This is a genomic window from Amycolatopsis anabasis, from assembly GCF_009765355.1.
Taxonomy (GTDB): domain Bacteria; phylum Actinomycetota; class Actinomycetes; order Mycobacteriales; family Pseudonocardiaceae; genus Amycolatopsis; species Amycolatopsis anabasis.
The window spans coordinates 58,669-84,128 of sequence record NZ_VTHK01000029.1 but is presented as its reverse complement, the minus strand read 5'-3'; the positions used below and the strand labels follow the sequence as shown (position 1 = coordinate 84,128).

Annotated in this window: 21 protein-coding genes; 13 read left to right on the top strand and 8 right to left on the bottom strand. The window is 69.8% G+C overall.

The genetic code is table 11. The features are described 5' to 3' along the window. The first annotated feature begins 34 nt into the window (after positions 1-34). The 6 genes from FXO23_RS31740 (at position 35) to FXO23_RS31715 (ending at position 6,497) form a co-directional block, all read left to right on the top strand. Positions 35-1,429, top strand: a complete 1,395-nt coding sequence (locus FXO23_RS31740; protein WP_158889172.1) for an aspartate aminotransferase family protein — start codon at positions 35-37, stop codon at positions 1,427-1,429. Between the two features lie 89 nt (positions 1,430-1,518). Continuing rightward, positions 1,519-2,310, top strand: a complete 792-nt coding sequence (locus FXO23_RS31735; protein WP_158889171.1) for an ArsR/SmtB family transcription factor — start codon at positions 1,519-1,521, stop codon at positions 2,308-2,310. Between the two features lie 71 nt (positions 2,311-2,381). Continuing rightward, complete coding sequence (locus tag FXO23_RS31730; protein ID WP_158889219.1) at positions 2,382-3,041, top strand: response regulator; 660 nt, start codon at positions 2,382-2,384, stop codon at positions 3,039-3,041. Next, the gene (locus tag FXO23_RS31725; RefSeq protein ID WP_158889170.1) at positions 3,038-4,132 is read left to right on the top strand and encodes a sensor histidine kinase; all 1,095 of its coding nucleotides are present in this window, start codon (positions 3,038-3,040) and stop codon (positions 4,130-4,132) included. The genes FXO23_RS31730 and FXO23_RS31725 overlap by 4 nt, the downstream gene beginning before the upstream one ends. Before the next feature lie 61 nt (positions 4,133-4,193). Then, on the top strand, positions 4,194-4,805 hold the full coding sequence (locus FXO23_RS31720) for a TetR/AcrR family transcriptional regulator (RefSeq protein ID WP_158889169.1): 612 nt from the start codon (positions 4,194-4,196) through the stop codon (positions 4,803-4,805). Between the two features lie 249 nt (positions 4,806-5,054). Continuing rightward, the gene (locus FXO23_RS31715; RefSeq protein ID WP_158889168.1) at positions 5,055-6,497 is read left to right on the top strand and encodes a DUF1996 domain-containing protein; all 1,443 of its coding nucleotides are present in this window, start codon (positions 5,055-5,057) and stop codon (positions 6,495-6,497) included. Positions 6,498-6,654: 157 nt separating this feature from the next. On the opposite strand, the gene FXO23_RS31710 is transcribed toward FXO23_RS31715, so the two are convergent. Beyond that, positions 6,655-7,086 (bottom strand): HIT family protein, encoded by a 432-nt coding sequence (locus FXO23_RS31710; RefSeq protein WP_246258141.1) that lies wholly within the window; start codon positions 7,084-7,086, stop codon positions 6,655-6,657. 95 nt (positions 7,087-7,181) lie between these two features. Here FXO23_RS31710 and FXO23_RS31705 point away from each other — a divergent pair, with 95 nt between their 5' ends. After that, positions 7,182-9,515 (top strand): AbfB domain-containing protein, encoded by a 2,334-nt coding sequence (locus tag FXO23_RS31705; RefSeq protein WP_158889166.1) that lies wholly within the window; start codon positions 7,182-7,184, stop codon positions 9,513-9,515. Here the strand turns inward: FXO23_RS31705 and FXO23_RS31700 are convergent. Then, positions 9,478-9,675 (bottom strand): hypothetical protein, encoded by a 198-nt coding sequence (locus FXO23_RS31700; protein ID WP_158889165.1) that lies wholly within the window; start codon positions 9,673-9,675, stop codon positions 9,478-9,480. The genes FXO23_RS31705 and FXO23_RS31700 overlap by 38 nt on opposite strands. Positions 9,676-9,880: 205 nt before the next feature. Between FXO23_RS31700 and FXO23_RS31695 the strand changes: the two genes are divergently transcribed. Further along, the gene (locus FXO23_RS31695) at positions 9,881-10,735 is read left to right on the top strand and encodes a glycoside hydrolase family 16 protein (RefSeq protein ID WP_158889164.1); all 855 of its coding nucleotides are present in this window, start codon (positions 9,881-9,883) and stop codon (positions 10,733-10,735) included. Here FXO23_RS31695 and FXO23_RS31690 read toward each other — a convergent pair. From FXO23_RS31690 to FXO23_RS31665, 6 genes are all read right to left on the bottom strand, one after another. Then, positions 10,732-13,065, bottom strand: a complete 2,334-nt coding sequence (locus FXO23_RS31690) for a polysaccharide lyase 8 family protein (RefSeq protein WP_158889163.1) — start codon at positions 13,063-13,065, stop codon at positions 10,732-10,734. The two genes, FXO23_RS31695 and FXO23_RS31690, sit on opposite strands and share 4 nt — an antisense overlap. A 242-nt stretch (positions 13,066-13,307) precedes the next feature. Further along, positions 13,308-14,759 carry an aldehyde dehydrogenase (NADP(+)) gene (locus FXO23_RS31685; protein ID WP_179956930.1) on the bottom strand — a complete coding sequence of 484 codons (1,452 nt, stop codon included), beginning with the start codon at positions 14,757-14,759 and terminating at the stop codon, positions 13,308-13,310. A gap of 2 nt (positions 14,760-14,761) precedes the next feature. Beyond that, on the bottom strand, positions 14,762-15,922 hold the full coding sequence (locus FXO23_RS31680; protein WP_158889217.1) for a hypothetical protein: 1,161 nt from the start codon (positions 15,920-15,922) through the stop codon (positions 14,762-14,764). Positions 15,923-15,927: 5 nt separating this feature from the next. Beyond that, positions 15,928-17,184 carry a glucarate dehydratase family protein gene (locus FXO23_RS31675; RefSeq protein ID WP_158889162.1) on the bottom strand — a complete coding sequence of 419 codons (1,257 nt, stop codon included), beginning with the start codon at positions 17,182-17,184 and terminating at the stop codon, positions 15,928-15,930. Beyond that, positions 17,181-18,119 (bottom strand): 5-dehydro-4-deoxyglucarate dehydratase, encoded by a 939-nt coding sequence (locus tag FXO23_RS31670; protein WP_158889161.1) that lies wholly within the window; start codon positions 18,117-18,119, stop codon positions 17,181-17,183. Before FXO23_RS31670 ends, FXO23_RS31675 begins: the two co-directional genes overlap by 4 nt. 43 nt (positions 18,120-18,162) lie before the next feature. After that, positions 18,163-19,665, bottom strand: a complete 1,503-nt coding sequence (locus FXO23_RS31665; protein ID WP_158889160.1) for a sodium:solute symporter family protein — start codon at positions 19,663-19,665, stop codon at positions 18,163-18,165. Between the two features lie 131 nt (positions 19,666-19,796). Between FXO23_RS31665 and FXO23_RS31660 the strand changes: the two genes are divergently transcribed. From FXO23_RS31660 to FXO23_RS31640, 5 genes are all read left to right on the top strand, one after another. Then, the gene (locus tag FXO23_RS31660) at positions 19,797-20,597 is read left to right on the top strand and encodes an IclR family transcriptional regulator (protein ID WP_158889159.1); all 801 of its coding nucleotides are present in this window, start codon (positions 19,797-19,799) and stop codon (positions 20,595-20,597) included. Positions 20,598-20,629: 32 nt separating this feature from the next. Next, positions 20,630-21,457 carry an NAD-dependent epimerase/dehydratase family protein gene (locus FXO23_RS31655; protein ID WP_158889158.1) on the top strand — a complete coding sequence of 276 codons (828 nt, stop codon included), beginning with the start codon at positions 20,630-20,632 and terminating at the stop codon, positions 21,455-21,457. A gap of 103 nt (positions 21,458-21,560) precedes the next feature. Continuing rightward, on the top strand, positions 21,561-22,994 hold the full coding sequence (locus tag FXO23_RS31650; RefSeq protein ID WP_158889157.1) for an alpha/beta hydrolase: 1,434 nt from the start codon (positions 21,561-21,563) through the stop codon (positions 22,992-22,994). Positions 22,995-23,091: 97 nt separating this feature from the next. Beyond that, positions 23,092-24,579, top strand: coding sequence for a flavin-containing monooxygenase (locus FXO23_RS31645; RefSeq protein WP_158889156.1), 1,488 nt, complete (start codon positions 23,092-23,094; stop codon positions 24,577-24,579). Beyond that, positions 24,579-25,457: a metal-dependent hydrolase gene (locus FXO23_RS31640; protein WP_158889155.1), complete on the top strand. Its 879-nt coding sequence runs from the start codon at positions 24,579-24,581 to the stop codon at positions 25,455-25,457. The genes FXO23_RS31645 and FXO23_RS31640 overlap by 1 nt, the downstream gene beginning before the upstream one ends. Positions 25,458-25,460 lie beyond the last annotated feature (3 nt).

Sequence of the window (25,460 nt, the reverse complement as noted above, 5' to 3'; positions counted from 1 at the left end):
CGGCGGTCCTGCCGATTCCCCGTTGCGAGGAACCATGCCCGACGAAGCTCTGCTCACCGCGGACGTCCTGACCACCGATCTGTCCCGGTCGGCCGCGGACCACCTGTGGCTGCACTTCACCCGCCACTCCGGCTTCGCCGAGGCGGAGGTCCCGGTGATCGTGCGCGGCGAAGGCGCCTACCTCTGGGACTCGAACGGCAAGCGGTACCTCGACGGCCTGGCCGGACTGTTCGCCGTCCAGGTGGGGCACGGCCGCGAGGAACTCGCCGAGGCCGCGGCCCGGCAGACCCGGCAGCTGGCGTACTTCCCGTTGTGGGGCCACGCCCATCCGGCCGCGATCGAACTCGCCGAACGCCTCGCCGCCGACGCGCCCGGCGACCTGAACCGGGTGTTCTTCACCGTCAGCGGCGGCGAATCGGTGGAGACCGCGTGGAAGCTGGCCAAGCAGTACTTCAAACTGACCGGGAAACCGGGGAAGCACAAGGTGATCAGCCGTTCGCTGGCCTACCACGGCACATCCCAGGGCGCGCTGTCGATCACCGGGATCCCCGGCGCCAAACAGGATTTCGAGCCGCTGGTGCCGAGCACGCTCCGCGTGCCGAACACCAACTTCTACCGCGCGCCGGAGCACGGTGACGACTACGAGGCGTTCGGCCGCTGGGCCGCCGACCAGATCGAGCAGGCCATCGAGTTCGAGGGGGCGGACACCGTCGCGGCCGTGTTCCTGGAGCCGGTGCAGAACACCGGCGGCTGCTTCCCGCCGCCGCCCGGGTACTTCCAGCGCGTCCGCGAGATCTGCGACCGGCACGACGTGCTGCTGGTGTCCGACGAGGTGATCTGCGCGTTCGGCCGCCTCGGTTTCGACTTCGGCGCCAAGCGGTACGGCTACGCCCCCGACATCATCACCACGGCCAAGGGGCTCACCTCGGGATACGCCCCGCTCGGCGCGGTGCTGGTCGCCGATCGCCTGGCGGAACCGTTCCAGCACGGCACCACCACGTTCATGCACGGCTCCACTTACGGCGGTCACCCGGTTTCCTGCGCGGTGGCCCTGGCCAACCTCGACCTGATCGAACGCGAGGACCTCTACCGGCACGTGCGCGAACACGAGTCCGCGTTTCGCTCCACTTTGGACAGACTGGCCGAGCTGCCGATCGTCGGCGACATCCGGGGCGCGGGCTTCTTCTACGGGATCGAACTGGTCAAGGACAAGGGCACCAAGGAGACCTTCACCGCCGAGGAATCCGAACGGGTGCTGCGCGGTCACCTCTCCGGCGCCCTGTTCGAAGCCGGGCTGTACTGCCGGGCCGACGACCGCGCCGAACCGGTCGTCCAGGTCTCGCCGCCCCTGATCTGCGGCCAGGCCCAGTTCGACGAGATCGAGCAGATCCTCCGCGGCGCCCTGAACGAGGTGTGGACCCACCTCTGACCTGCGGTTACCCTGCACGGTTGACATGCAGCCGTTTGGCTGCCTATTCTTCAGGCAGCCAAACGGCTGCATGTTTAGGGTGGCACGAGATGGACGAGGTGTTCAAGGCGCTGGCCGACGCCAGCCGCCGCAGGTTGCTCGACAGTTTGAACGCCCGCAACGGGCAGAGCCTGCGGGAACTGTGCGCGGGGCTGGACATGGCCCGGCAGTCGGTCAGCAAACACCTGGCGGTGCTGGAGGCGGCGAACCTGGTGAGCGCGGTGAAGCGCGGCCGGGAGAAGCTGCACTACCTCAACGCCGAGCCGATCAACGCCATCGCCGAACGCTGGATCAACCAATACGACCGCGAACGCGTGCGCGCGCTCGCGGATCTGAAGACCGCATTGGAGCAGGACCCCATGGGCAACCCCGAGTTCGTCTACACCACCTACATCAGCACCACGCCGGAGAAGCTCTGGCAGGCGCTGACCGACCCGGCCTTCACCAGCCGTTACTGGGGCACCACGTTCGACACGGACTGGCAGGCCGGTTCGACGATGGCCTGGGAGCAACTGGGCGTGCGGATCGAGGATCCCGAACAGGTCGTCCTGGAATCCGAGCCCTACCGCCGCCTCGCCTACACCTGGCACACCTTCACCCCGGAATTCGCCAAGAGCGTCGACCTGGACGAGGAAACCCTGGCCCAGCTCGCCAGGGAACGCCGGTCCAAGGTCACCTTCGAAATCGAACCGGTCGGCGAAATGGTGAAACTCACCGTCGTCCACGACGATTTCGAACCGAACGGCAAGCTCCACAGCATGATCAGCGAGGGCTGGTCCCCCATCCTGTCCAGCCTCAAGACCCTCCTGGAAACTGGCGAGCCGCTCCCCGAACCCGCCTGAATTTCCGAGTTTCCCGCTCCTGAGTTGCCCTACTGTTGAGCGCAGGGGAAGGGCGACCGAGCGGGGTGCGGGTGATCCGGGTAGTCGTGGTCGATGACGAAGCCCTGGTGCGTTCGGGCTTCGAGCTCATCCTCCGGGCCGCGGGGGACATCGACGTGGTGTCCACCGCGGCCGGGAGCCAGGCGATGCGCGAGGTCGGGCTGCACCGGCCCGACGTCGTGCTGCTGGACATCCGGATGCCGGATGTCGACGGCCTCACCATTCTGCGGGAGATTCGGGGCATGCCGGATCCACCGGTGGTGGCGATGCTGACGACGTTCGACTCCGACGAGTACATCGCGGCCGCACTCCGTTCGGGCGCGGCCGGATTCATCCTCAAGGACACCGACCCCGAACAACTCGCCCAGTTGGTCCGCACGCTCGCGGCGGGTGGCGTGGTGCTGTCGCCGAAGGTCACCCGGGCGGTCGTGGACGGGTACCTCGACGGCGGGGCCAGCGCGGCGGCCGCCCGGCGGGTGGCCCAGCTGACCGACCGGGAACGCGAGGTGCTCGTGCTGATCGCGGACGGGCTCTCCAACGCCGACATCGGCGCGCGGATCCACCTCAGCGTCGGCACGGTCAAGGATCACGTCAGCGCGATCCTGGCGAAACTGGAAGTCGGCAGCCGGGTGCAGGCCGCGTTGCTCGCGCAGCGCGCCGGCCTGCTCGAGCAGAGCGAAGACCTGCTATGAAACCGCCCGCCCCGGTGGTCGACGCCGCGCTCGTCGGCATCGCGCTGCTGGACGTCTGGCTCAACGCCGACCCCAGCGAACCCTGGTTCACGGTGGCCGCCACCGTCGCCGCGGCGGCACTCGCCGTCCGGCGGCGGCTCCCTTACGTCGCCTTCGTGCTGAGCCTGCCCGCGCTGTTCCTCGCCGACGCGGTGATCGCCGCCCTGATCGCCCTGTACACCGTCGCGAAACAGACCCGCGACCGCCGGATCCTCGCCGGCTGCGCGGTCGCGGTGGTCGCCGGGTACACCCTGCCCTGGCCGCCGCCCGAACTCCTGGTCTCCGACGGGAACGCGATCCTGCTCGAGGTCATCTACGCGATCATGACCGCCGCCGCCCCGATCTCGCTGGGGCAGCTCATGCGCACCCGCCGCGATCTCTCCCTGCGCCTCGACGAAATCCGCGAGGCGCGGGAGCACGAGCGCCGCCTGGACGCGGCCAGCGCCCTGGCCCGGGAACGCACCCAGCTCGCGCGCGAAATGCACGACGTGGTGTCGCACCAGGTGAGCCTCATCGCCGTTCGCGCCGGGGCGTTGCAGGTCAGCACCGCCGATCCGGACGCGCGCGACGCCGCCGCCACGATCCGCCAGCTCAGCGTGAACACCCTCGACGAGCTCAGGCACATGGTCACCCTGCTGCGGGCGTCCGGCAGCCCGAGCCCCGACCTCACGCCGCAGCCCACGCTCGCCGAACTCGACCAGCTCATCCGCACCAGCGGGATCAAGGCGCGGCTCGACGGCGAACTGCCCGCGGACACCGGCGCGCCGGTGCAGCGCGCGATCTACCGCACGGTCCAGGAAGCGCTGACCAACGTCCGCAAGCACGCGCCCGGCGCGACCGCGACGATCCGGCTCGGCGAGGAGGACAACGAACTGGTCGTCACCATCACCAACACCCCGCCCACCCGGCCGATCGTGCCGCTGCCCAGCGCGCGTCAGGGGCTCCTCGGCTTGCGCGAACGCGCCGCGCTGCTGGGCGGGACGGTGGAGGCGGGGCCGACCCGGAACCGCGGTTACCGCGTGCGGCTGCGCCTTCCCGCGTCTCCCCCGTGAACCCGGAACCCGCGCAGTACAGTGACGCCCGGATCTTGCAACGACTTCACGAAAGGCCCGCATGGATCCCCGCAAGCGCCGCACCCTGGACGCGTTGCTGCACGCCGCCGAGGAGATCTTCCGCGAGCGCCCGGTCGACGAGGTGACCGTCGAGGAGATCGCCGGCCGCGCGGGGGTCGCCGTGGGCTCGATCTACAACCACTTCGGCTCCAAGGCCGGGTTGCACGCGGCCGTGGTCGAACGCGCCCTGGACGTCGACCGGCACTACATGGACCGCGCGTACACCGCGAACCGGTCGCCGCGGGACCAGATCTACGCCGCGGCCGAGGAGTACCTGCGGTTCTACCTCGACCACCCGGACTACTTCCGGATGCTGGCCTTCCCGAACGAGCCCGGGCAGTACCCGGCGGGCCAGGAGCTTTCCGCACGGCTGGTCCGCTCGGTCGACGAGCAGAACGCCCGGCTCGTCGCGGCGCTGCGGCACGGGATCGAGGCCGGGGAGTTGCGCGCCGTCGATCCCGAGGAGGTCGCCGCGATCCTCTGGGCCGCCTGGAACGGCATCATCAGCCTCGCCTGGCGCCCGGATTCCCTGCGCCGCACGGAATCCGAACTCCGCGCCATGCTCGCCACGGCGACCGACGTGCTCGCGAACGGCCTACTTCCCCGGAACTGAGCGCAGGCACCTCCCGGAGCCACTTTCTTGCAAGCGCCGCAAGATAAGGTAACGGAACGATAACGGCGGAGTCGCGTTTTGAACTCCCGATGTGGCGGCATCCGTATGTACCGGTGTCAGGCCCCGCGACGCACCTGATCGACGTTTCCCGGCCGGGATTCCTTTGCACCGAACACATCTGCAGCTCCAAGCCGGGGCGCACGCGTACCCGCGCGCGCCCGGGCGAAACGTGAACGAGGTGAGCAGTCAATGGCCCGAAACCAAGGGCGACACCGAGTCTCCCGGAGAACGAAACTGGCGACCGGTGCGCTCGGCCTGACGATCGCGGTCGGCGCCGTCGCGATCGCCACCACGACCGGTGACCCAGGACGAGCCAGCGCCGACGCGGTCGACAAGTCCTTCTTCGTCGACATCACCAAGGTGCAGCCGAACGTCAAGGAACCACGGTTGTCCGGGCGCGCGTCGCGGGGAACGTTCACGGTCGACTGTGGCAAGAACGAGAACGGCCACTTCAACCCGGACAACTTCATCGCGCAGCCCGGCGTGCGCAACGGCGCCGAGCATCTGCACGACTACGTGGGAAACCTGTCCACCAACGCCGTCTCCAACAACCGGAGCCTGCTCGCGGCGGGCACCACCTGCAAGAACGGTGACCAATCCGCGTACTTCTGGCCCGTGCTCCGCATCGATCAGGAGGAGGAGGAAGAAGAGCAAGGAGAAGGATCCTCGGGCGAGAACAAGCAGAAGCGGGAGGCCCAGCGCGATCAGGACAAGCAGGCCGCGGAAGTGCCCCGGGTGGAATGCCCGGACGTCGCGACCGCGCTGGCCGACGTGCCGGACGAGGCGATGCCGGAGGTGGACGGGCAACTGGCCGAACTGGACCAGCAGCAGGCGGAAGCCGACAAGCAGCTCGCCGCCAATCCCGGCACGAACGAAGATGCCGTGCTGAACCCGTTGCGGGACAAGCGAAGCGCCTCGATAAACCGGATCGCCGACGCGGTCGGCCGCTCCGGCGAGCGTCCGGACATGGACGATCTGGCCGCCTGCGCGATGCGGAACAAGAACAGCAAGGGAATCGACAACGGCGACGAGAACAGCGAAGGCGTGGGTCAGTTGCCCCGCCTGCCCGAGCAGGACGACGCGAACGAGCTGCCCGGGAACGACGGGGAAATCCAGCGACCGGAAACCGTCGAACTCACCTTCCGCGGCAGCCCGGCCGGCCCGGTCCGGGCCATGCCGAAGTTCCTGCGCGTGCTCTACGGCGACGCCAAGGTTTCGACGAACGGCCCGAAGAACGCCAAGGCGGGCTTCACCTGCACCGGTTTCGAGGACCGCCTGATCGACAAGTACCCGATCTGCCCGGAAGGGAGCAAAGTCAAGCGGGTGCACGATTTCCCGAGTTGCTGGGACGGCAAGAACATCGACAGCAAGAACCACCGCGACCACATCGTGTTCCCGAACGCCAACGGCCAGTGCAAATCCGGTTTCACGGCGGTGCCGCAACTGCGGATCAGCCTGACCTACGACATCCCGCGTGAGGTGCAGCTCGCGGGTCAGTACAAAGTGGACTCATTCCCCGAGGAGGATCACAACCCGGCATCCGAACACGACGATTTCGCGAACGTGATGTCCCAGCAAATCATGAACCGGCTGGTGAACTGCATCAACCGGGGCCGGACCTGTCAGGAGTGACGCCCGCCCCCAGGACGGCCGGCACCGCCGTTCCCGCGGGTGGTGCCGGCCGGCGCCCCGAGCATGCGGGGTCGTGAGTGTTTGGGCCGGTTCTAACCGGTCTGTCCACTCACGACCCCCAGCACCCGGCCTCCCTTCCGTGTACCAGGCAGGCCCCTCAGAGCGCCGCCAAAGCCTCGCGAATCTTCTCCGCGTAGGCCTTGGCCGGATGTTCGGCATCGTATGGATGCCGGGGTCCGAGCCAGAACCGCAGCCCGTCCTTGCGGCGCCGCGGGATGACGTGCAGGTGCAGATGCGGCACCGACTGGCTCACCACGTTGTTGATCAGGATCATCGAGCCGTCGGTTTCCAGCCCGGTCTCCACCGCGCGTTCCAGCCGCTGTGCCTCGGTGAAGAACTCCGGCACGCGCTCGGCCGGAAGATCGCTGAGAATGCGGTGATGGGTCTTCGGCACGAGCAGCACATGCCCGCGGAAGAGCGGCCGGTGGTCCAGGAAAGACATCAGGTGGTCGTTCTCCGCGATGACCTCGGCCTGCTCGTCACCGCGGATCACCGCGCAAAACACGCACTTGGCGTCGCTGTCCGTCACGGTTCGCCATACTTTCATGCCCGCCGGGCAACCCCGGTAACGGCGAGCGCGTGATGGACGGTATTGGAAGCGTGTTCACATCTGGGGGTATCGCCATGTCGTCGCGCACCGTGCACCGAAGAATCCTCCCGCTCCTGATCGGCGCCCTCCTCGCGCTCGGCGGCCTGCCCGGGGTCGCCTCCGCGAGCACCACCGGCTGGCAGCCGAAGACCCCGCCGCTGACCACGCCCTGGACCGCCCAGGTGGGCCCGGACAACGCCTTGCCGGAATACCCGCGGCCGCAGCTGACCAGGCCGGACTGGCAGAACCTCAACGGCGTCTGGCGGTTCGCCGCGGCCACCGCCGGGCAGGCGCCGCCGATCGGGCAGCCGCTCGCCGAATCGGTGCTGGTCCCCTACCCGATCGAATCGGCGCTGTCCGGTATCCAGCGCCACCACGACCGGATGTGGTACCAGCGCGACTTCACCGTGCCCGCCGAGTGGTCCGGCCGCCGGATCCAGCTCAACTTCGGCGCGGTGGACTGGCGCGCCGAGGTCTGGGTCAACGGCGTGCGGGTGGGCGGCCACACCGGCGGGTACACCCGGTTCTCCTTCGACATCACCGACGCGGTGCGGCCCGGCGGCAACGAACTGCTCGTCGGCGTGCACGACCCGACCGACGCGGGCGGGCAACCGCTCGGCAAGCAGCGCCTCAACCCGAGCGACATTTTCTACACCGCCGCCTCGGGCATCTGGCAGACCGTCTGGCTGGAGCCGACCGCGGCCGCGCACGTGACCCGGCTCGACGTCACCCCGGACGTGCCCGGTTCGGCGGTCGGGGTCACCGTCCGCACCGCCGGCGCCGCGGGCAAAACCGTGCGGGTCACCGCGCGCGACGGCGGCACGGTCGTCGCGACCGGCACCGGCGCGCCGGACACCGAACTCCGGCTGAACGTGCCCAATCCCCGGCTGTGGTCCCCGGACAACCCGTTCCTCTACGACCTCGAGGCCACCGTCGAGGACGGCACCGGCGTGCTGGACCGGGTCGGCGGCTATTTCGGGATGCGCTCGATCGGCAAGGCGCAGGTCAACGGCGTGCTCCGGCCCGTTCTCAACGGCCAGTTCGTGTTCCAGGCCGGAACCCTGGACCAGGGCTACTGGCCGGACGGCGTCTACACCGCGCCGACCGACGAGGCGCTGAAGTTCGACCTGCAAGCGCACAAGGACCTCGGCTTCAACACCGTCCGCAAGCACGCCAAGGTCGAACCAGACCGGTGGTACTACTGGGCCGACAAGCTCGGCCTGCTGGTGTGGCAGGACATGCCGTCGATGGCGCGCCCGCCCGCGAACGCCGAGGCGGACGCCGGGTTCAAGGCCGAGCTGCGCGCCCTGATCGACCAGCTGCGCGGCGTGACCTCGATCGTCCAGTGGGTGCCGTTCAACGAGGGCTGGGGCGCCTACCAGGTCGGCGACATCACGAACCAGGTCAAGGCCTGGGACCCGACGCGGCTGGTCGACAACAACTCCGGGGTCAACTGCTGCGGCGAGGTCGACGCCGGGAACGGCGACGTCGTCGACGACCACATCTACGTCGGCCCGGACGACCTCGACGATCCGGACGCGCCGCACCAGGCGACCGCGACCCGCGTCGCGGCGCTCGGCGAGTACGGCGGCCTCGGCCTGGCCGTTCCCGGGCACGTCTGGAAGCCGGGCGTCGAGTACAGCTACGAGAAGGTGCGCAGTGCGGAGGCGCTGACCAACCGGTACGTGCACATGCAGGCCGAAATCCAACGACTCATCCCGGCCAACGGGCTGTCCTCGGCGATCTACACCCAGCTCACCGACGTGGAAACCGAGGTGAACGGCCTCTACACCTATGACCGGCGGGTGCTCAAACCCGACGCCGCCCGGCTGCGCAAGGCGAACCGAGCGCTGCTCGCCGGAACCCCGGTGGCCGAATCCGTGCCGCTCACCCTGAACGCCCCGATCTCGTTGCAGGTCACCACGCCCGGTCACACCGAGAAGTTCGCGCGGCACTACGACTCGCTCGGCTACACCGAGAAGGTCACCGCTGCCTCGGACGAAACGCTCAGGAAGGACGCCACCTGGATCGTCCGCCGTGGGCTGGCCAACGCCGCATGCTACTCGTTCGAATCGGTGAACTTCCCCGGTGAGTACCTGCGGCACCGCGACTTCCGCGTCCGCAAGGAATACAAACTGTCCACCGAACCCCGGTACCAGTACCTGGAGGACGCCACCTGGTGCGCCCGCCCGGGTCTCGGCGGCGCGGGAGTTTCCTTCGAGGCCAACAACAAGCCCGGCCGGTTCCTCCGCCACTACGCGTCCGAACTGTGGCTGGCCGCCTCCGGTGGCCCCGGGAGCTACAACGCCAAGGCCTTCTACGCCGACGACGTCACCTGGAGGATCGCCCCGCCGTGGTATCGGCCGTGATCCCCGGCAGCGCCCGGCCGATCGCGAGCAACTCCGCGCGCAAGGCCGGGCGGCGGCGCAGTTCGTGCCGGTGCGCCTCCGGCAGGTTGATCATCTCGGTGATCAGGATGCCGATCAGGTCGCCGTGGCCGAGCGTCAGGTCCAGATAGGACTCCAGCACGGCGGCCAGTGCCGCGTCCGCGGTCTTCGCCCGGGACAGGGCGTGGCGACCAGCAGCTCGAAGCGCTATTCACTTACCGCTCCCGTGAACCGGTCGCGGACACTGCCTCTTGCGAGTGAGTTTCCTCCGCTGCATACTTTTGTTGCCCGCAACAACAAACGATCGTTCCCCTGCACCGCGGGCAAACCTTCGAGAGGTGACAACGATGTCAACCCGACGATTCCCGCGCGGATTCCAGCCCGTGCTCGCCCTCGCCGCCGCGGCGGTGGTCGCCTCGAGCGGTCTGGCGGCGGCCGCTCCCGCCGCCGCTCCCCCGGCGGCGGCCGCCACCTTCACCGACGATTTCACCGGTCCCGCCGGGGCCGCCGTGGACGGCGGGAAATGGCAGCTGGAGACCGGCGACAACGTCAACAACCACGAACGGCAGTACTACACCAACGGCACCGGCAACGCCGCGCTGGACGGCCAGGGCAACCTGGTGATCACCGCGCGCAAGGAGAACCCGGCGAACTACCAGTGCTGGTACGGAACCTGCCAGTACACCTCGGCGAGGCTGAACACCTCGGGCAGGTTCACCGGGCAGTACGGCCACGTCGAGGCGCGGATCAAGATGTCGGCCGGTCAGGGCATGTGGCCGGCGTTCTGGATGCTGGGCAACGACATCGGCGGCGTCGGCTGGCCCGCGTGCGGCGAGATCGACATCATGGAGAACGTCGGTTTCGAGCCCAGCACCGTGCACGGCACGATCCACGGCCCCGGTTATTCCGGTTCGGGCGGCATCGGCGCGGCGTACAGCCTGCCGAACGGTCAGCGGTTCGCGGACGGTTTCCACACCTTCGCCATCGACTGGGCGCCCGATTCGATCTCCTGGTCGGTCGACGGCACCGTCTACCAGCGGCGCACTCCAGCCGATCTGGCCGGTAAGCAGTGGGTGTTCAACAAGCAGTTCTTCCTGATCCTCAACCTCGCGGTCGGCGGGTACTGGCCCGGCGATCCGGACGGGAACACCCCGTTCCCGAACACCCTGGTGATCGACTACGTGCGGGTTTCGACCAGCTAGCGGGGCACGGTCACCGTCCGCGTGGCGCCGAGGGCCCCGGCGACCGGGACCTCGACGGTCCGCCGCCGGACGGTGACCCGGATCGTCTCCTGCCGCTGCGTCGGATCGGCGACCGCGAGCCGCCAGCCGTCGCGGGATCGCGCGAGCGCCACCGAGGCCGGGCCGGACACGCCGAGTTCGTCGACCGTTCCGGCCTCGAAGAAGTTCGCGAGCAAGGTGGTGTCCCACAACCGGATCGCCTGGGCGGCGGCGGTGTTGGCCCGCACCCGCCAGGCGCCCGCCGCCAGGATCGTGGCCGGAACGGACGCGGCCGGGAGCACGCCGTAGGCATAGGCCGCCCCCTGCGGCCGGGTTCCGTGCTCCAGCACGAGTTTCTGGTACCGGCGGGTGTACGGCGTGGTGGTGCCACCGGTGTTGGCCCCGGTGTCCACGTCCCGCCAGGTCCCGGTGCGGTCCTCGCGCAGCACCGAAAGCGTCGCGTCGCCGAGCAGCACGTACCCGCCGAAGCACTCGAGGTGCAGCCACCGGGCGCCACGCACGGTCGCGGTGCGCCCGAGTTCCACAGTGGACGGTCGGCCGTCGACGAGCAGCCGCCCGCCGCCGCGTTCCCCGAGGTTCCGGTTCTCCACGGTCGTGCGTACCGCCGCGCCGGAGGAATCGGTGATGCCCGCGCCGAGGCACACCACCCCGGCCGGGGTGAAGAACCACGACTTCTTCGCGGTGAGCGTGCCGTCCTGGGACACGAAATCGAGGCCGTGCACACCGTGGCCGTCGTCCAGCCGCGCGCCGCCCGCGAAGGACTTCGAGGTCAGCGGTACCGATTCGAGCGGGGGCGGGGTGGCGTCCTTCGTGGTGGTGCCCGGGAGCAGTCTCGCGTCGACCGTCGGCCAGTAGGCGTCGCTGTAATGGCCCTCGGCGCCGGGCAGGAAGACGTAGAGCACCCCGTCACCGGTGTACCAGCCGTGCAGGTTCATCCCGTTGATGGACTCGTACCGGCAGATCCGGGCCGAGCCGATGCCCAGCGACGCCGACCAGTCGCGCGTCACGTGCACCATCCGGTCCTGCTGGCCGAAAACCCGGTGCACCGGCGCCAGCGGTGGCCGCTCCGGCCGGGTGGCCAGGAGTTCCTGGGCGTACTCGACCTCGGGCACGCCGACCGGTTGCAGGCCGCCGGAGAACCGGCCGACGTCGGTGACCTTGAGGAACGGCGCCCACTTGCCGCGGTCGATCCAGTCGGCGGCGAGCCCGGCCAGCCGGGAACGGATCGGCTCCGGGGCGGTCCGGGCGAGCAGGACCGCCGCCGCGGTCAGCTGGTGGCCGCTGTCGTGCCCGGTTTCCCCTTGGCGGGAAAGGAAACGCCCGCGCACCGGTTCCATCATGGACCCGGCGAACATGAACGGGGCGCAGGCGTCGGCCGCCGCCTCGCCGATCGCGCGGCGCACGTCCGCCGGTGGTTCCCAGCGCGTCCCGGCGGTGACCTCGGCCAGCCCGGCGACCGCCTGCAGCAGCACCAGGGCGTAGTGCCCGGGATAGGGCACCACGTCGTGCTGGAGGAAGGACCCGTCGGTGTGGAAACCGTCGCCGCTGGTCACCCGTCTCACCAGGCTCGCCGCCCCGCCGCCCGCGACATCGGTGACCGCGGCGACTCCGGTGGCGATCCGGTCGGCGTCCCCGGCGAGCGCACCGGACACCACGGTGATCAACGCCTTGTCCGCCCGGTTGGCGCCGGTTTCGACGACGCGCGGATTGCTGGTGCGCCGGTTGGGATCGCCGACGAACCGCAGCACCGGGCGGAGCAGCCGCTCGCGGTCCGCGGCGGGGAGTTCGCCGCCCAGGGCGACCACGGTCTGCAGCAACCAGTACGGGACCCCGATCTCGTAGACGTACCAGTTGCCGATCTCGCTGGTGTTCTCGTTGTACTGCAGGCGGTACAGGGTGTCCAGGGCGGTGCGGATCCGCGCGGCCGTCCCGGGTTTGGCGGACAGCGCCGAACCGGGCGTCGCCCAGTCGACGGCGATCGTGCGCAGCCGGTAGTACATCTTCGGGAAGAACTCGCTACCCGCCCGCACCGGCAGATCCGCCCACAGCTGATCGGCGCCGACGTTCATCGCCGCGTCGTAGCCCGCCGCCACCTCGTCGAGCGCGCGCACGGCCTGGTCGCGTTCCGGCGACCGCCGGTGCTTGCCCACCTGCAACGCCCGGTAGGCCGAGACGATCTTCGCGAACTCGTCGGCGGCGGGCGCCGCGACCGCCCGCGCCCCGCCACCCAGCGCAAGCACCCCCGCCCCCGCCACACCCGCGCACAACACACCCCTGCGACTGACCACCATGAGAACCTCCACTCCATCGTGAGTTTCACGTTCAGGTAAGCGAGTTGCACGTTCGGTGCAGCGAGTTACACGTTCGCGCAAGCGAGTCGCACACTCGGGTCGGCGAGCCGGGGCTCCGGTCGGCCGCGCGGGTTCGACCGGCCGGAGCCGATGGGGAACGCGAGTGTCGAACTCGCGTGCCGGAATGTGCGACTCGCGGTCCCGAGTGTGTAACTCACTTGCCTGAGTGTGTAACTCGCGGGTCAGGCCGGGTCGCCGTCGATCCGGCGGGGCAACTGCCAGGGGTTGGCCTCGCGTAGCGCCGGGGGCAGGAGCACGTCCGGGAACCCTTGCCAGGCAACGGGCCGGAGGAACCGGTCGATCGCGGCCGCGCCGACCGAGGTCGTGGTCGGCGCGGTGGTCGCCGGGTACGGTCCGCCGTGCTGCTGGGCCCAGCTGACCGTGACGCCGGTCGGCCAGTCGTTCCACAGCAACCGGCCCGCGAGCCGGGTGAGCGCGGGCAGCAGCGCGCGCACTTCGTCCACTTCGGACTCTTCGGCGTGCACGGTCGCGGTGAGCCCGGGTTCCAGATCGTCCAGCAGTTTCCGCAGTTCCGCCTGGCCGGAATAGGTGACCACCAGCGACGCCGGTCCGAAGCACTCGGTGCGCACGACCGCCGAGCCCTGGGCGAAGGACGCCGCGTCGGTGGTGAGCAGGGTCCCGGCGATGTCCGGCCCATCCTGTCGCGGCGCGGCGAGGACGGACACCCCGGGGACGGCTTGCAGTTCGGCGAGCCGGGCCGCGAACCCGTCGGCGATGCGCTCGTTGAGCATCGCCTGCCCCGGCGTCCCCTCGACCGCCTCCCGCAGGACGGCTTCGAGGCCGTGGCCCTCCGGCAGGAACAGCAGCCCGGGCTTGGTGCAGAACTGGCCCGCCCCGAGCAGGAAGGACGCGGCGAAACCCCGCGCGACCTGCTCGCCGCGGGCCCACACCGCCCCCGGCGTGACGACCACCGGGTTCACGCTGCCGAGTTCGCCGTAGAACGGGATCGGCGTCGGCCGCGCCGCCGCGATGTCGAACAACGCCCGGCCACCGGCGACCGAACCGGTGAACGCCGCCGCGGCGATCCGTGGATCCTTCAGCGCGGCCACCCCGGCGTCGACCCCGTGGATCACCTCGAAGATCCCCGCGGGCGCACCGGCCGCGATCAGCGCGTCCCGCGCGATCTCCCCGGTGCGCGCGGACAGCCGCGGATGTCCGGGATGCGCCTTGAGCACGACCGGGCAGCCCGCGGCGAGCGCCGCGGCCGTGTCCCCACCGGCCACGCTGAACGCGAACGGGAAGTTGCTCGCCGCGAAGACCAGGACCGGGCCGATCGCCTGGTGCGCCCGGCGGATGTCCGGGCGCGGGCCCATCGGCCAGTCCGGATCGGCGTGGTCGATGGTGGCCCCGAGGAACGCGCCCTCGGCGAGCACGCGGCCGAAGAACCGCAGCTGGAACGTCGTCCGGTTCAACTCGCCGCGCAGCCGCGGGGTCGCGGGAAGGTGCGTCTCCTCGACGGCCAGTCCGACCAGTTCGTCGGCTGCCGCGTCCAAGGCGTCGGCGGCGGCGCCGAGCCAGCTCGCGCGTTCGGCCGGGGTCGCCGCGGCGACCGGCATCGTCACTTCGGCCGCCGCGGCGAGGATCTGGTTGAGTGCGGTGGAATCGGTGTCCATGGTCAGCTCCTGGAAGCGGGTTCGCGGGCGCCGCGGATCGCGGCGTGCAGGTCCGGCCAGCGGCCGGGACCGGCCAGGCCCAGGTGGTACAGGTGCAGTTCGGCGGCCCCGGCGCGACCCAGCCCGGTGACGTAAGCCTCGATATCGGGCACCGGATTCGCCGCCACGGCGGTCACATACGCGCCGACGTCCACTGTGGACGGTAACTGGGCACGCGCGGCTTCGACGGCGTCCAGGCTCCCCGCGCCGGGCTGCCAGCACGGCAGCACGACCGCGTTCACGTCCCCGGCGGCCGCCGGGGTCAGTCCGGGCAGCGCGCCGGTGACCCACGGGTCGACGGCCCCGTGCAGCACGATCCGGATGCCCGGGCGGATCTCGGCGAGCACCCCGCGCCGCAGCTCGTCGGCGGCCCGCTGCCGGGTGGCGAGCAGGGCATTCCCGAGGCCGCGCGGCAGCTTGTCCCCGGTGACCGTCAGATCGCCGGTTTCGATGAGCCTGCGCACCTCGTCCCGCAGCCGTCCGCGCACCTCGTCCGGGTCCAGCCCGGTGTCCGCCCAGCGCGCCGCGCACGCCGTGCAGCAGCACACCGACAGCAGCCGTGCCACGGCCGGGGCCCACACCGCGTCGGTCTTCTCGTGGTGGCACTGGTGCAGCACGCCGAGTTGCCCGCAGGCCTCCAGCACCACCGAGGACACGTCGAGATCGGCGAGGGATTCGGCGGTCAGCGTGGCCGCGTACTCCCGCACTTCCCGCCGCGCCGGGCAGAGCGCCCACGGATAGGGCTCGCCGAAGCAGTTGCGGACGGCCGCCTCCGGGAACTCGCTGCCCAGCCGCGAACTGTGGGTCAGCACGATCCACGCGGCGGCGGGGATCCCGGCCGCGTTCAGCGCGCGCACCGCGTCCCCGGCGCTGTCCTGGCCACCGGCCCAGTCCGCGGTCGCCGGGCGCAGCCGTGCCCCGTCCCAGACGTGCGCCCGCACCGGGCGGTAGAGCGCGGCGTGCCGGGCGAGCACGGCGGTCCGCCCGGACGACCACGGCGTCGCCGCCCGCGTGGTGTGGTAGGCCACCGCGACGGCGACCTCGTCCACCCCGAGTTCCCCGGCGCGGTCGGCGAATCCCGGTTCCGCGACGTCCCAGGGATAGCTGTATCCGGTCACGCGCAAGGCGGTCACCACCTCGCCGTATTCGGTTCGAAGGAGCCGGTGAACCGGCGCATGTAGCTCACATCGTCCCGTTTGGTCAGTCCACAACGGACATAGTCCTCGTGCGCGCGGGCGAGCGCGTCCGGATCGAGTTCGACGCCGAGTCCAGGGCGGTCCGGCACGGCCACCGCGCCGCCGCGGAACTCCAGCGCACCCGGCGCGATGACATCGGTGGTCTTCCACGGCCAGTGCGTGTCGCACGCGTAGGTCAGGTGCGGGGTCGCGGCGGCCACGTGCACCATCGCCGCGAGGCTGATCCCGAGGTGGCTGTTGGAATGCATGGACAGGCCCACGCCGAACGCCTGGCAGGTCACCGAAAGCGCCTGGGTGTCCCGGAGCCCGCCCCAGAAGTGGTGATCGGAGAGGACCACGCCGACCGCCCGGGCCCGGAACGCCGGTTCGACATCGGCGAACCGCACCACGCACATATTGGTCGCCAGCGGCATGTTCGCCCGCTCGGCCACCTGCGCCATCCCGTCGATCCCGGGAGTCGGATCCTCCAGGTACTCCAGGACCCCGTCGAGTTGCTCGGCCACCCCGATCGAGGTCTTCGGCACCCATGCGGCGTTGGGGTCGATCCGCAGCGGATGGCCGGGGAAGGCGTCGGCGAGCGCGCGCACACCCTCGATCTCGTGTTCCGGCGGGAGGACTCCGCCCTTGAGCTTGATCGACCGGAATCCGTAGGCGTCCACCATCCGGCGCGCCTCGCCGACCAGGGCGTCCGGGGTGAGGACCTCGCCCCAGTCGTCGGGCTCGGCGTCCAGATGCGCGCCGTACTTGTAGAACAGGTACGCGGAGAACTCCACCTCGTCGCGGGCCCGGCCGCCGAGCAGGTCGGCCACCGGACGGTTCAGGTAATGGCCCTGCGCGTCCAGCGCGGCGACCTCGAACAGCGAGTACACGCTGGCGAGCGTCTTGCTCACCGAGAACCCGCCGGTCAGCCCGTGCTCGTCGGCGAAGACCGCGTCGCCGAGCGTCCGGCCCACGATCCGGCGCAGGCCGGGCAGGTCGAACACGTCGTGCCCGGGCAGTTCGGCCGCGACCTTGCGGGCCTGGTCGAGGAAAGCCTGATCGCCGTAGGACTCGCCGAGGCCCACCACGCCGTCCGCGCAGACGAGCCGCAGCACGCTCCGCAGGGCGAACGGTTCGTGCACGCCCATCACGTTGAGCAGCGGCGGATCCGCGAACGCGACCGGCGTGAGCACCGCGTCCAGGATCTTCATGTGCCGAGTCCTTCCAAAGTGGACAAACCAGTGCCGATGACCTGCTCCAGCCGCTTGAGCTGATCCGCGTTCGGCTCGGCGAGCGGCGGCCGGACCCCGCCGACCTTCTGCCCGCGCAGCCGGGCGGCGGCCTTCACCAGCGACACCGCGAAGCCCGGGGTCTCGTCGCGCAGCGCCACCAGCGGCAGGTAGAACCCGGTGAGCAGCGCGTCGACCACGGCATCGTCGCGTTCGGACAGTGCACGGTGGAACCGGGCGGCGATCTCCGGCGCGAAGCAGTGCACCGCCGAGGAGTACCGCGCGACCCCGATCGCCGAATAGGCGCGCGCGGAGACCTCCGCGGTCGGCAATCCGTTGAAGAACAGGAATTCCCGGCCGCGCTCGGTTCCGGTGCCGCGAACCGTGGCGGCGATCCGGCTCATCAGGTCCACGTCCCCGAAGCCGTCCTTGAGCCCGACGACGGCCGGGATGTCGAGCAGATCGGCCGCCGAGCGCGCGTCGAACACGCCCGGCGAGCGGTGGTAGACGATCACCGGGATGTCGTTGCCCCGCACCGCGTAGCGCACGTGGTCGACCAGCCCGGAAGGCGGCCCGGAGACCAGGTACGGGGGCAGCAGCAGAACCCCGTCCGCGCCGCCCCGCTCGGCCGCCGCGATCCCGGCTCGTGCCGTCGCGGCGCCACCCCCGGCGCCCACCCAGACCGGCACCCGCCCGTCGACCACGTCCCGCGCGGTCCGCAGCAGCGCCGCCAGTTCGTCCGGCGACAGCGCGCTGAACTCGCCCGTGCCGCAGGCGACGAACAGCGCACCGGCGCCGGCGCTCACATGGCCCTCGACGTGCTGGGCGAAGGCGTCGAGGTTCAGCTCGAGATCGTCGGTGAACGGGGTGAGGGGGAACGCGAGCAGGCCATCCAACTCGATCCTGGGCTGTGCCATGTGTTCTGCTTTCTCTTCGGAGGAATCGCTCGGGGGAACCCGGTCACCCGGCGGCTACCGGATCCGGTTTGCCGGAAACGTCGTCGTCCCGGCTGACCTTCTCGATCATCGCGTCCGTCTCCGGCGTGCGCTCGGAGGCGAGCAGGCCGAGCCCGACGAAAAGCGCCAGGGAAACGAGGATCGGCGTGGCCACGATGACGGTCTGGCTGCTGTCGAACACGTAGTAGACGAGCGCGTAGGCGATCAGGCCGCCAGCCCAGGACACCAGCGCTGCCCGCGAACCGCAGCGGCGGAACCACGGCAGCATGCCCAGCAGCAGCGGCACCGAGATCGGCCCCATCAGCGCTGCGACCCAGGACACCACGATCGCGAGCACGCCGCCGAGGCTCTTCGCCTGGGTCGCGATGAGCATGCTGACCACGATGAAGCCGAAGGTCACCACGCGTGCCGTCCGGAGGTTCTGCTCCTCGGTGAATCCGCGCGCCCGGCGCCACAGCAGCGGCAGCATGTCGCGGGTGACCACGGCCGAGATCGCGTTGGCGTCCGAGGAGACCATGGCCATCGTGTGCGAGAACATCCCCGCCAGCACCAGGCCGATCATGCCCGCCGGCAGGAAGTACTTGGTCAGCTCGGCGTAGGACGTGGTCGGATCGGCGAGGTCCGGCAGGAACAGCGGCGCGGCGAACATCGGGATCATCAGGATCAGCGGCCACACCAGGTAGAGCACCGCCGAGAGCTTCGCGCCGCGCTTCGCGTCGTGCGCGTCCGGCGCGGCCATGTACCGCTGCGCCAGGTTCCACATGCCGCCGTTGTATTCCAGGGTTTTCACCAGTACGTAGACCAGCAGGAAGATGGTGGTGTACTTGTCGGTGGTCGGGCTGAGGTGGCCTGCGGGCAGCTGGTCCCACATCGTCCAGAGCCCGGAAACACCGCCGAGCGAGTCGAGGACCGCCCAGATCATCACGATTCCGGCCAGGCCCTGGATGATGAACTGCCCGAAGTCGGTGAGCGCGTCCGCCCACAGGCCGCCGAGGGTGCAGTACAGCAGGGTGACCCCGCCGGTGACGATGATGCCGAGGGTGATCGGGACCCCCGCGAAAACCTTCAGCAGGGTGGCCACCGCGAACCACTTCGACGCCACGTCGAACGTCTTCAGCAGGCTTCCGCTCCAGGCCAACGCCTGCTGGGTGGGGATGTTGTAGCGCTTGGCCAGGAATTCCAGCGGTGACTGGACGCCGAACTTCGAACGCAGCCGGTTCCACCGCCCGGCGAAGACCCAGGCGCCGATGCCGACCCCGAGACCGATGCTCGCGAATCCCCAGAAGTACACGGTGACGCCGCTGGTGTAGGCCACCCCCGCGTAGGCCACGAAGAGCACCGCGCTGTAGCCCGACATGTGGTGCGAGATGCCGGAGAGCCACCACGGCATCTTGCCCCCGGTCGTGAAGAAGTCCTTGACGTTGTGGATCCGCCGGTGGGACCACCAGCCGATGACCACCATCAGAACGAAGTAGCCGGACACCACTGTCCAGTCGAGTGCGTGCACCGCTGACCCCTCTCGCTGTTCACATTCATGAACGGAGTCTGTTATAGTGACTATGTTCGCCTACAAGAACGTTGTTCGGCGACGCTAATATGGGCCAGGTCACGTGTCAACGTCCAGACGGAGGAGCGCATATGCCGCGATCGGCAGAGGTTTCGACCGCCGAGAACGGCGTCGAGCCCGCGGGGGTCAAATCGGCGCGGCGGGCGATCGATCTGATCGAGACGTTCGCGGCCACCGACGCCTGGCTTTCCCTGTCCGATCTGCACACGCGGACCGGTTTCCCGCGGTCGAGCCTGCACGGTTTGCTGCGCACGCTGCACGAGGCCGGTTGGCTGGAAGCCGATCCGGGCGGCACGAAGTACCGGCTCGGGGTGCGCGCGCTGATCTGCGGCACCGCCTACCTCGATCGGGATCCGGTGGTTCCGTTCGCCACCGAGGCGCTGGAACGGGTGCGGGAGAAGACCGGGTTCACCGCGCACTACGCGCGCCGCAACGGCGCCGAGGTGGTGTACCTGGAGACCCGGGAGTCGCGCCGCTCGATCCACCTGGTTTCCCGGGTGGGCCGCACCCTGCCCGCGCACGCCACCGCGCTCGGCAAGGCGCTGCTGGCCGAGCTGACCCAGGACGAGATCGCGGAGCTGCTGCCGGATCCGCTCCCCGGCCTGACCCCGAACACGATCACCTCGCTGGACGCGCTGCACCGCGAATGCGCCGAGACCCGGGAACGCGGTTTCGCCGCGGAGACGGAGGAGGGCACCCCGGGCGTCCGGTGCGTCGCCGCGGTGATCCCGTACCGCATCCCCGGCACCGACGCGATGAGCTGTTCGATGCCCGCCGAGGTCAGCGACTCCGAGGCGGTCCGCGTCGGCGAGCTGCTCGCGGAGACCACCGCCGAACTCGGCCGGCGCCTGCGCCGCGCCGGGATCCGTTGAACCCGTCGATTCCCGAGGAAAGCGAGATTTCCATGGCAGACCAGCGCGTCCTGATCACCGGCGCCGCCGGCGTGATCGGCACCCTGATGCGTCCGCGCCTGCGCCGCGAAGGCAGGATCCTGCGCCTCCTCGACCTCCGGCCGCTCGCCCCCGCCGAACCCGGCGAACCGGTCGAGCCGCGCACCGGCTCGGTCACCGATCCGGCCGCCATGGCCGACGCCTGCGCGGGCGTGGACGCCCTGATCCACCTCGGCGGCCTCAGCCGGGAGAACACCTGGGCGGATACGGTCGAGGTCAACATCCACGGCACCCACACCGTGCTGGAAGCCGCCCGCGCCGCCGGGGTCCCCCGGGTGATCCTGGCCTCCAGCAACCATTCCGTCGGCTTCCGCACGATCGACGAAGCGGGTTCGCCCGGCCTGCCCGCCGATTCCAGCCCCCGCCCGGACACCTACTACGGGGTGAGCAAGGCCGCCATCGAAGCCCTGGGCAGCCTGTACCACTCGCGCTTCGGCATGGACGTGATCGCGATCCGGATCGGCTCCTGCTTCGAAACCCCGCACCCGCTCGGCCCGCGCGGCCTGATCACCTGGCTCTCCCCCGACGACGGCGCCCGCCTTTTCGAGGCGTGCCTGAGCGCCCCGTCCCCGGGCTACCGCTTGATCTGGGGCGTCTCGAAGAACACCCGCGGAGTCTTCTCGTTGCGGGAAGCCGAATCCCTGGGTTACCGCTCCCTGGACGACGCCGAGAAGTACGCCGGCGAACTGCTCGGCGGCAACCCGATGCCGGAAACCCCGACCTCGAACTACGTCGGCGGTCCCTTCTGCACCGCCCCCCTGGGCGAACCGAATCCCCTCTAACCCACGAGTTCAACGTTCGCGCGCCGAGTGCCTTACCTTCGTCAGGGGCGAGGCCTGACCTTCGGGGCTGCACCCCGCGCACGAAGCACGCCAGATTCGAGGCATGCGAACAAGAACTCGCCGAATCTCCCGAGGGCTCGCCGTCCTCGTCGCGCTCCTCCTGTCCACGACACCCGCCCACGCCGCACCGGGCGGAACCGCGCTGGACTGGCAGGACTGCCCGAATCCCGCCGACATTCCCCTCCACGGGCTGCGGTGCGCCAAGGTTCGCGTACCGCTCGACTACCGGGATCCCGCCGGGCGGACGATCGACTTGACGATTTCGCGGCTGGCCAGCGCGAAACCCGAGAAACGCCGGGGAATTCTGCTGATGAACAACGGCGGGCCGGGGATTCCCAGTCTGCTCATGCCTGCCCGGGGAATACCGCTCGGGCTGCCGCAGAGCGTGCGCGACTCGTACGATCTGATCGGCTTCGACCCGCGCGGGGTCGGGGAAAGCACGCCGGTCGGCTGCGACATTCCGCGAGAATACGGAAGTTCCGTTCAACCGTACCCGCGGAACGCCGGCGACGTGGTGCGGCATGCCGCCCTGGTCAGGCGGGTTGCCGAAAACTGCGGGAAGAACGACAGCGGGAAGCTGCTTCCGTTCATCAGCACCGCGAACACGGCTCGGGACATGGACCGGATCCGGGCCGCGCTGAACGAGCGGAAGGCTTCCTATCTCGGGGTTTCCTACGGAACCTACCTCGGCGCGGTCTACGCCGCACTGTTCCCGGCGCGAACCGACCGCGTCCTGCTGGACAGCGCGGTCGGGAGCGGCGGGATGGACGAAACCCAGTTCCGCCGGATCGGGGCGGGCTTCCAGGAGAGGTTCCCGGACTTCGCGCGCTGGGCCGCGGCCAGGGCGCAGACCTACCACCTCGGCGACACGCCGGAGCAGGTCACCGCCAAGTACTTCGAACTCGCCGAAAGACTCGGACCCGATTTCCGGGGCGGCACCCTGGACGCGCTCACCGGCCGGATGAGCAGCGACGACCAGTTCCCCGAACTGGCCCGGCGGTGGCAGGCTGCGGACCGGGAACACCAGCCCCGGATCGCGCCGACCGACAACGTCCTCTCCGCGCAGACGCACGTGATCTGCAACGACGCGGACTGGCCCGCATCGGTCGGGCACTACGTTCGCGCGGTCGAGCGGGACCGGGTGCGCTTCCCGATGTTCGGCGCGGCCGCCGCGAACATCTCGCCCTGCGCCTTCTGGCCCGTCGACCCGATCGAGCCGCCGGTGCGGATCGGCGGCCGCGGACCGTCGAACGTCCTGATCGTGCAGAACCTGCGCGATCCGATCACGCCGCTCGCCGGCGCCCGGAGCCTGCGCGCCGCCTTCGGGGGCCGCGCTCGCCTGGTGACCGTCGACCAGGGCGGCCACGGCGTCTACCTGCTCGTCGGCCAGAACCGGTGCGGCAAGGATTCGGTGACGAACTTCCTGGTCCACGGCACCCGCGCGGACGCCTCCTGCCCCGCCGAGCCACCTGCTTGACAGGGCAAGCACCCATCCCTCATGCTACTTGGGAGTAGCTGTTACTCATGGTAACAGCTACCCGGAGCAAGATCCGCAATGGCGTGGAGGACCACGAATGGGCACTCGGGTGAAGGTCGTGATCGTCGGTACCGGGTTTTCCGGGCTCGGCCAGGCGATCCAGCTGCAGAAGGCCGGAATCCACGACTACGTGATCCTGGAGAAGGCGCTCGACGTCGGCGGCACGTGGCGGGACAACACCTACCCCGGCTGCGCCTGCGACGTCCAGTCGCACATGTACTCGTTCTCCTACGAGCAGAACCCGAACTGGTCGCGTTCCTTCTCCCCGCAGCCGGAGATCTGGGACTACCTCCGGCGCGTGACCGACAAGTACCGGCTGCGCGACAAGATCCGCTTCGGCGTGGAGATCACCGGCGCGCGCTGGGACTCCGACGAGCACAACTGGGTGGTCAGCACCAAATCCGGTGAGGAGTTCGTCGGGCAGTTCCTCGTCTCCGGCGTCGGCGGCCTGCACATCCCGCAGATCCCCGCCCTGCCGGGAATCGAGAGGTTCCAGGGGCAGACCTGGCACTCCGCGCAGTGGAACCACGAGTACGACCTGACCGGCAAGCGGGTCGCGGTGGTCGGCACCGGGGCCAGCGCGATCCAGTTCGTGCCGCAGATCGCGCCGGACGTGGCCGAACTGCACCTGTTCCAGCGGACGCCACCGTGGATCATGCCCAAACCCGACCACGCGATGCCGAACTGGTCCAAAACCCTGTTCAAGGCCGTGCCCGGCGCCCAGCGCGCCTACCGGAACCTGCTCTACTGGTTCCTCGAAGCGCGCGCGATCGGCTTCAACGGGCACCCCCGCCTGATGAAGGCGGGCGAACTGATCGCCAAACGGCACATCGCCAAGCACGTCCAGGATCCCGCGCTCCGGCGCAAGGTCACCCCGGACTACACCATGGGCTGCAAGCGGGTGCTGATCTCCAACGACTACTACCCCGCGCTGAACCGGTCCAATGTGGACGTCATCACCGACGGCATCGCCGAGATCCGCGAGCACAGCGTGGTGGACGGCGCCGGGGTCGAGCACGAGGTCGACGCGATCATCTACGGCACCGGCTTCCACGTCACCGACGCGCTGGAGTACCTGGACATCACCGGGGTCGACGGCCGGAGCCTGGCCAAGGAATGGGCGGCCGAGGGCATGCGGACCCATATGGGCATCACCGTGTCCGGGTTCCCCAACCTGTTCTTCCTGCTCGGCCCGAACACCGCGCTCGGGCACAACTCGGTGGTGTTCATGATCGAGTCGCAGTCCCGGTACGTGGTGGACGCGATCAAACTCGCCGAACGGCACCAGGCCGCCGCGGTCGACGTGCGGCCGGAGGTGCAGAACCGCTTCCAGGCCGAGATCCAGGACAAGCTGGTCAAGGGCGTCTGGACGCAGGGTGGCTGCAAGAGCTGGTACCTCGACGCCAAGGGCGTCAACCGCACCATCTGGCCCGGTTTCACCTGGCGGTACTGGATGGTCACCCGCAAGGTCAACGCGAGCGACTACGAACTGTCCGGCCGGGCGAAGGCCAAGGCGGCGGCGTGATGAGCGCCCAGCCCCACGAGCAGGAACAAATCGTCCTGCACGCACGGGACGTGAAGTTCGACTGGTCGAGCCTGCCGATGCACTGGGTCCCCGGTGAACCGCAGACCGGCCACACGCTCAACGTCCTGCACCTCGCGCTGCCCGAGGGCGAGCGGTGGTTCGTCGAGATCTTCAAACAGGCCGTCCCGCTGATCAAGGACGACCGGCTGCGCGAGGATGTTCTCGGGTTCATCGGCCAGGAGGCCATGCACGCCGAGGCGCACGCCGGGGCCGCCGATCACCTCGATTCCCGCGGCCTGGACACGAAACCGTTCAACCGCCAGATGGAATGGATCTTCCGCAAGCTGCTCGGCGACCGCGAACTGACCGGCAAGGCCCGGGAAGAATGGCTGATCGAGCGCCTCGCCGCGGTCGCCGCGATCGAGCACTACACCGCGTTCCTCGGCCAGTGGATGCTCGACGCGCACGCGCTCGACCACGCCGATCCGACCATGCTCGACCTGCTCCGCTGGCACGCCGCCGAGGAGGTCGAGCACCGCTCGGTCGCCTTCGACCTGTTCCAGCACCTCGACGGCCGCTACCCCCGCCGGATCCGGAGCATGCTGCTGGTGACCCCGGCCCTCGCCTGGATCTTCGTGCGCGGCACCCGCTACCTGATGCGCCACGACCCCGAACTGCGCGGCCGGGCGAAGGCGCGCTGGCGGGACTTCTTCCGCGCGGGAAAGCGCGGGACGCTGCCGACCACGGTGGCCCTACTCCGGGAGATCTGGCCGTACTTCAAACGCTCGTACCACCCGTCGCAAACCGGATCCACCGATCAGGCCGTGGCCTACCTGGCGAGTTCGCCGGCCGCGCGGGCGGCCGAAGCGGCCCATTGACCG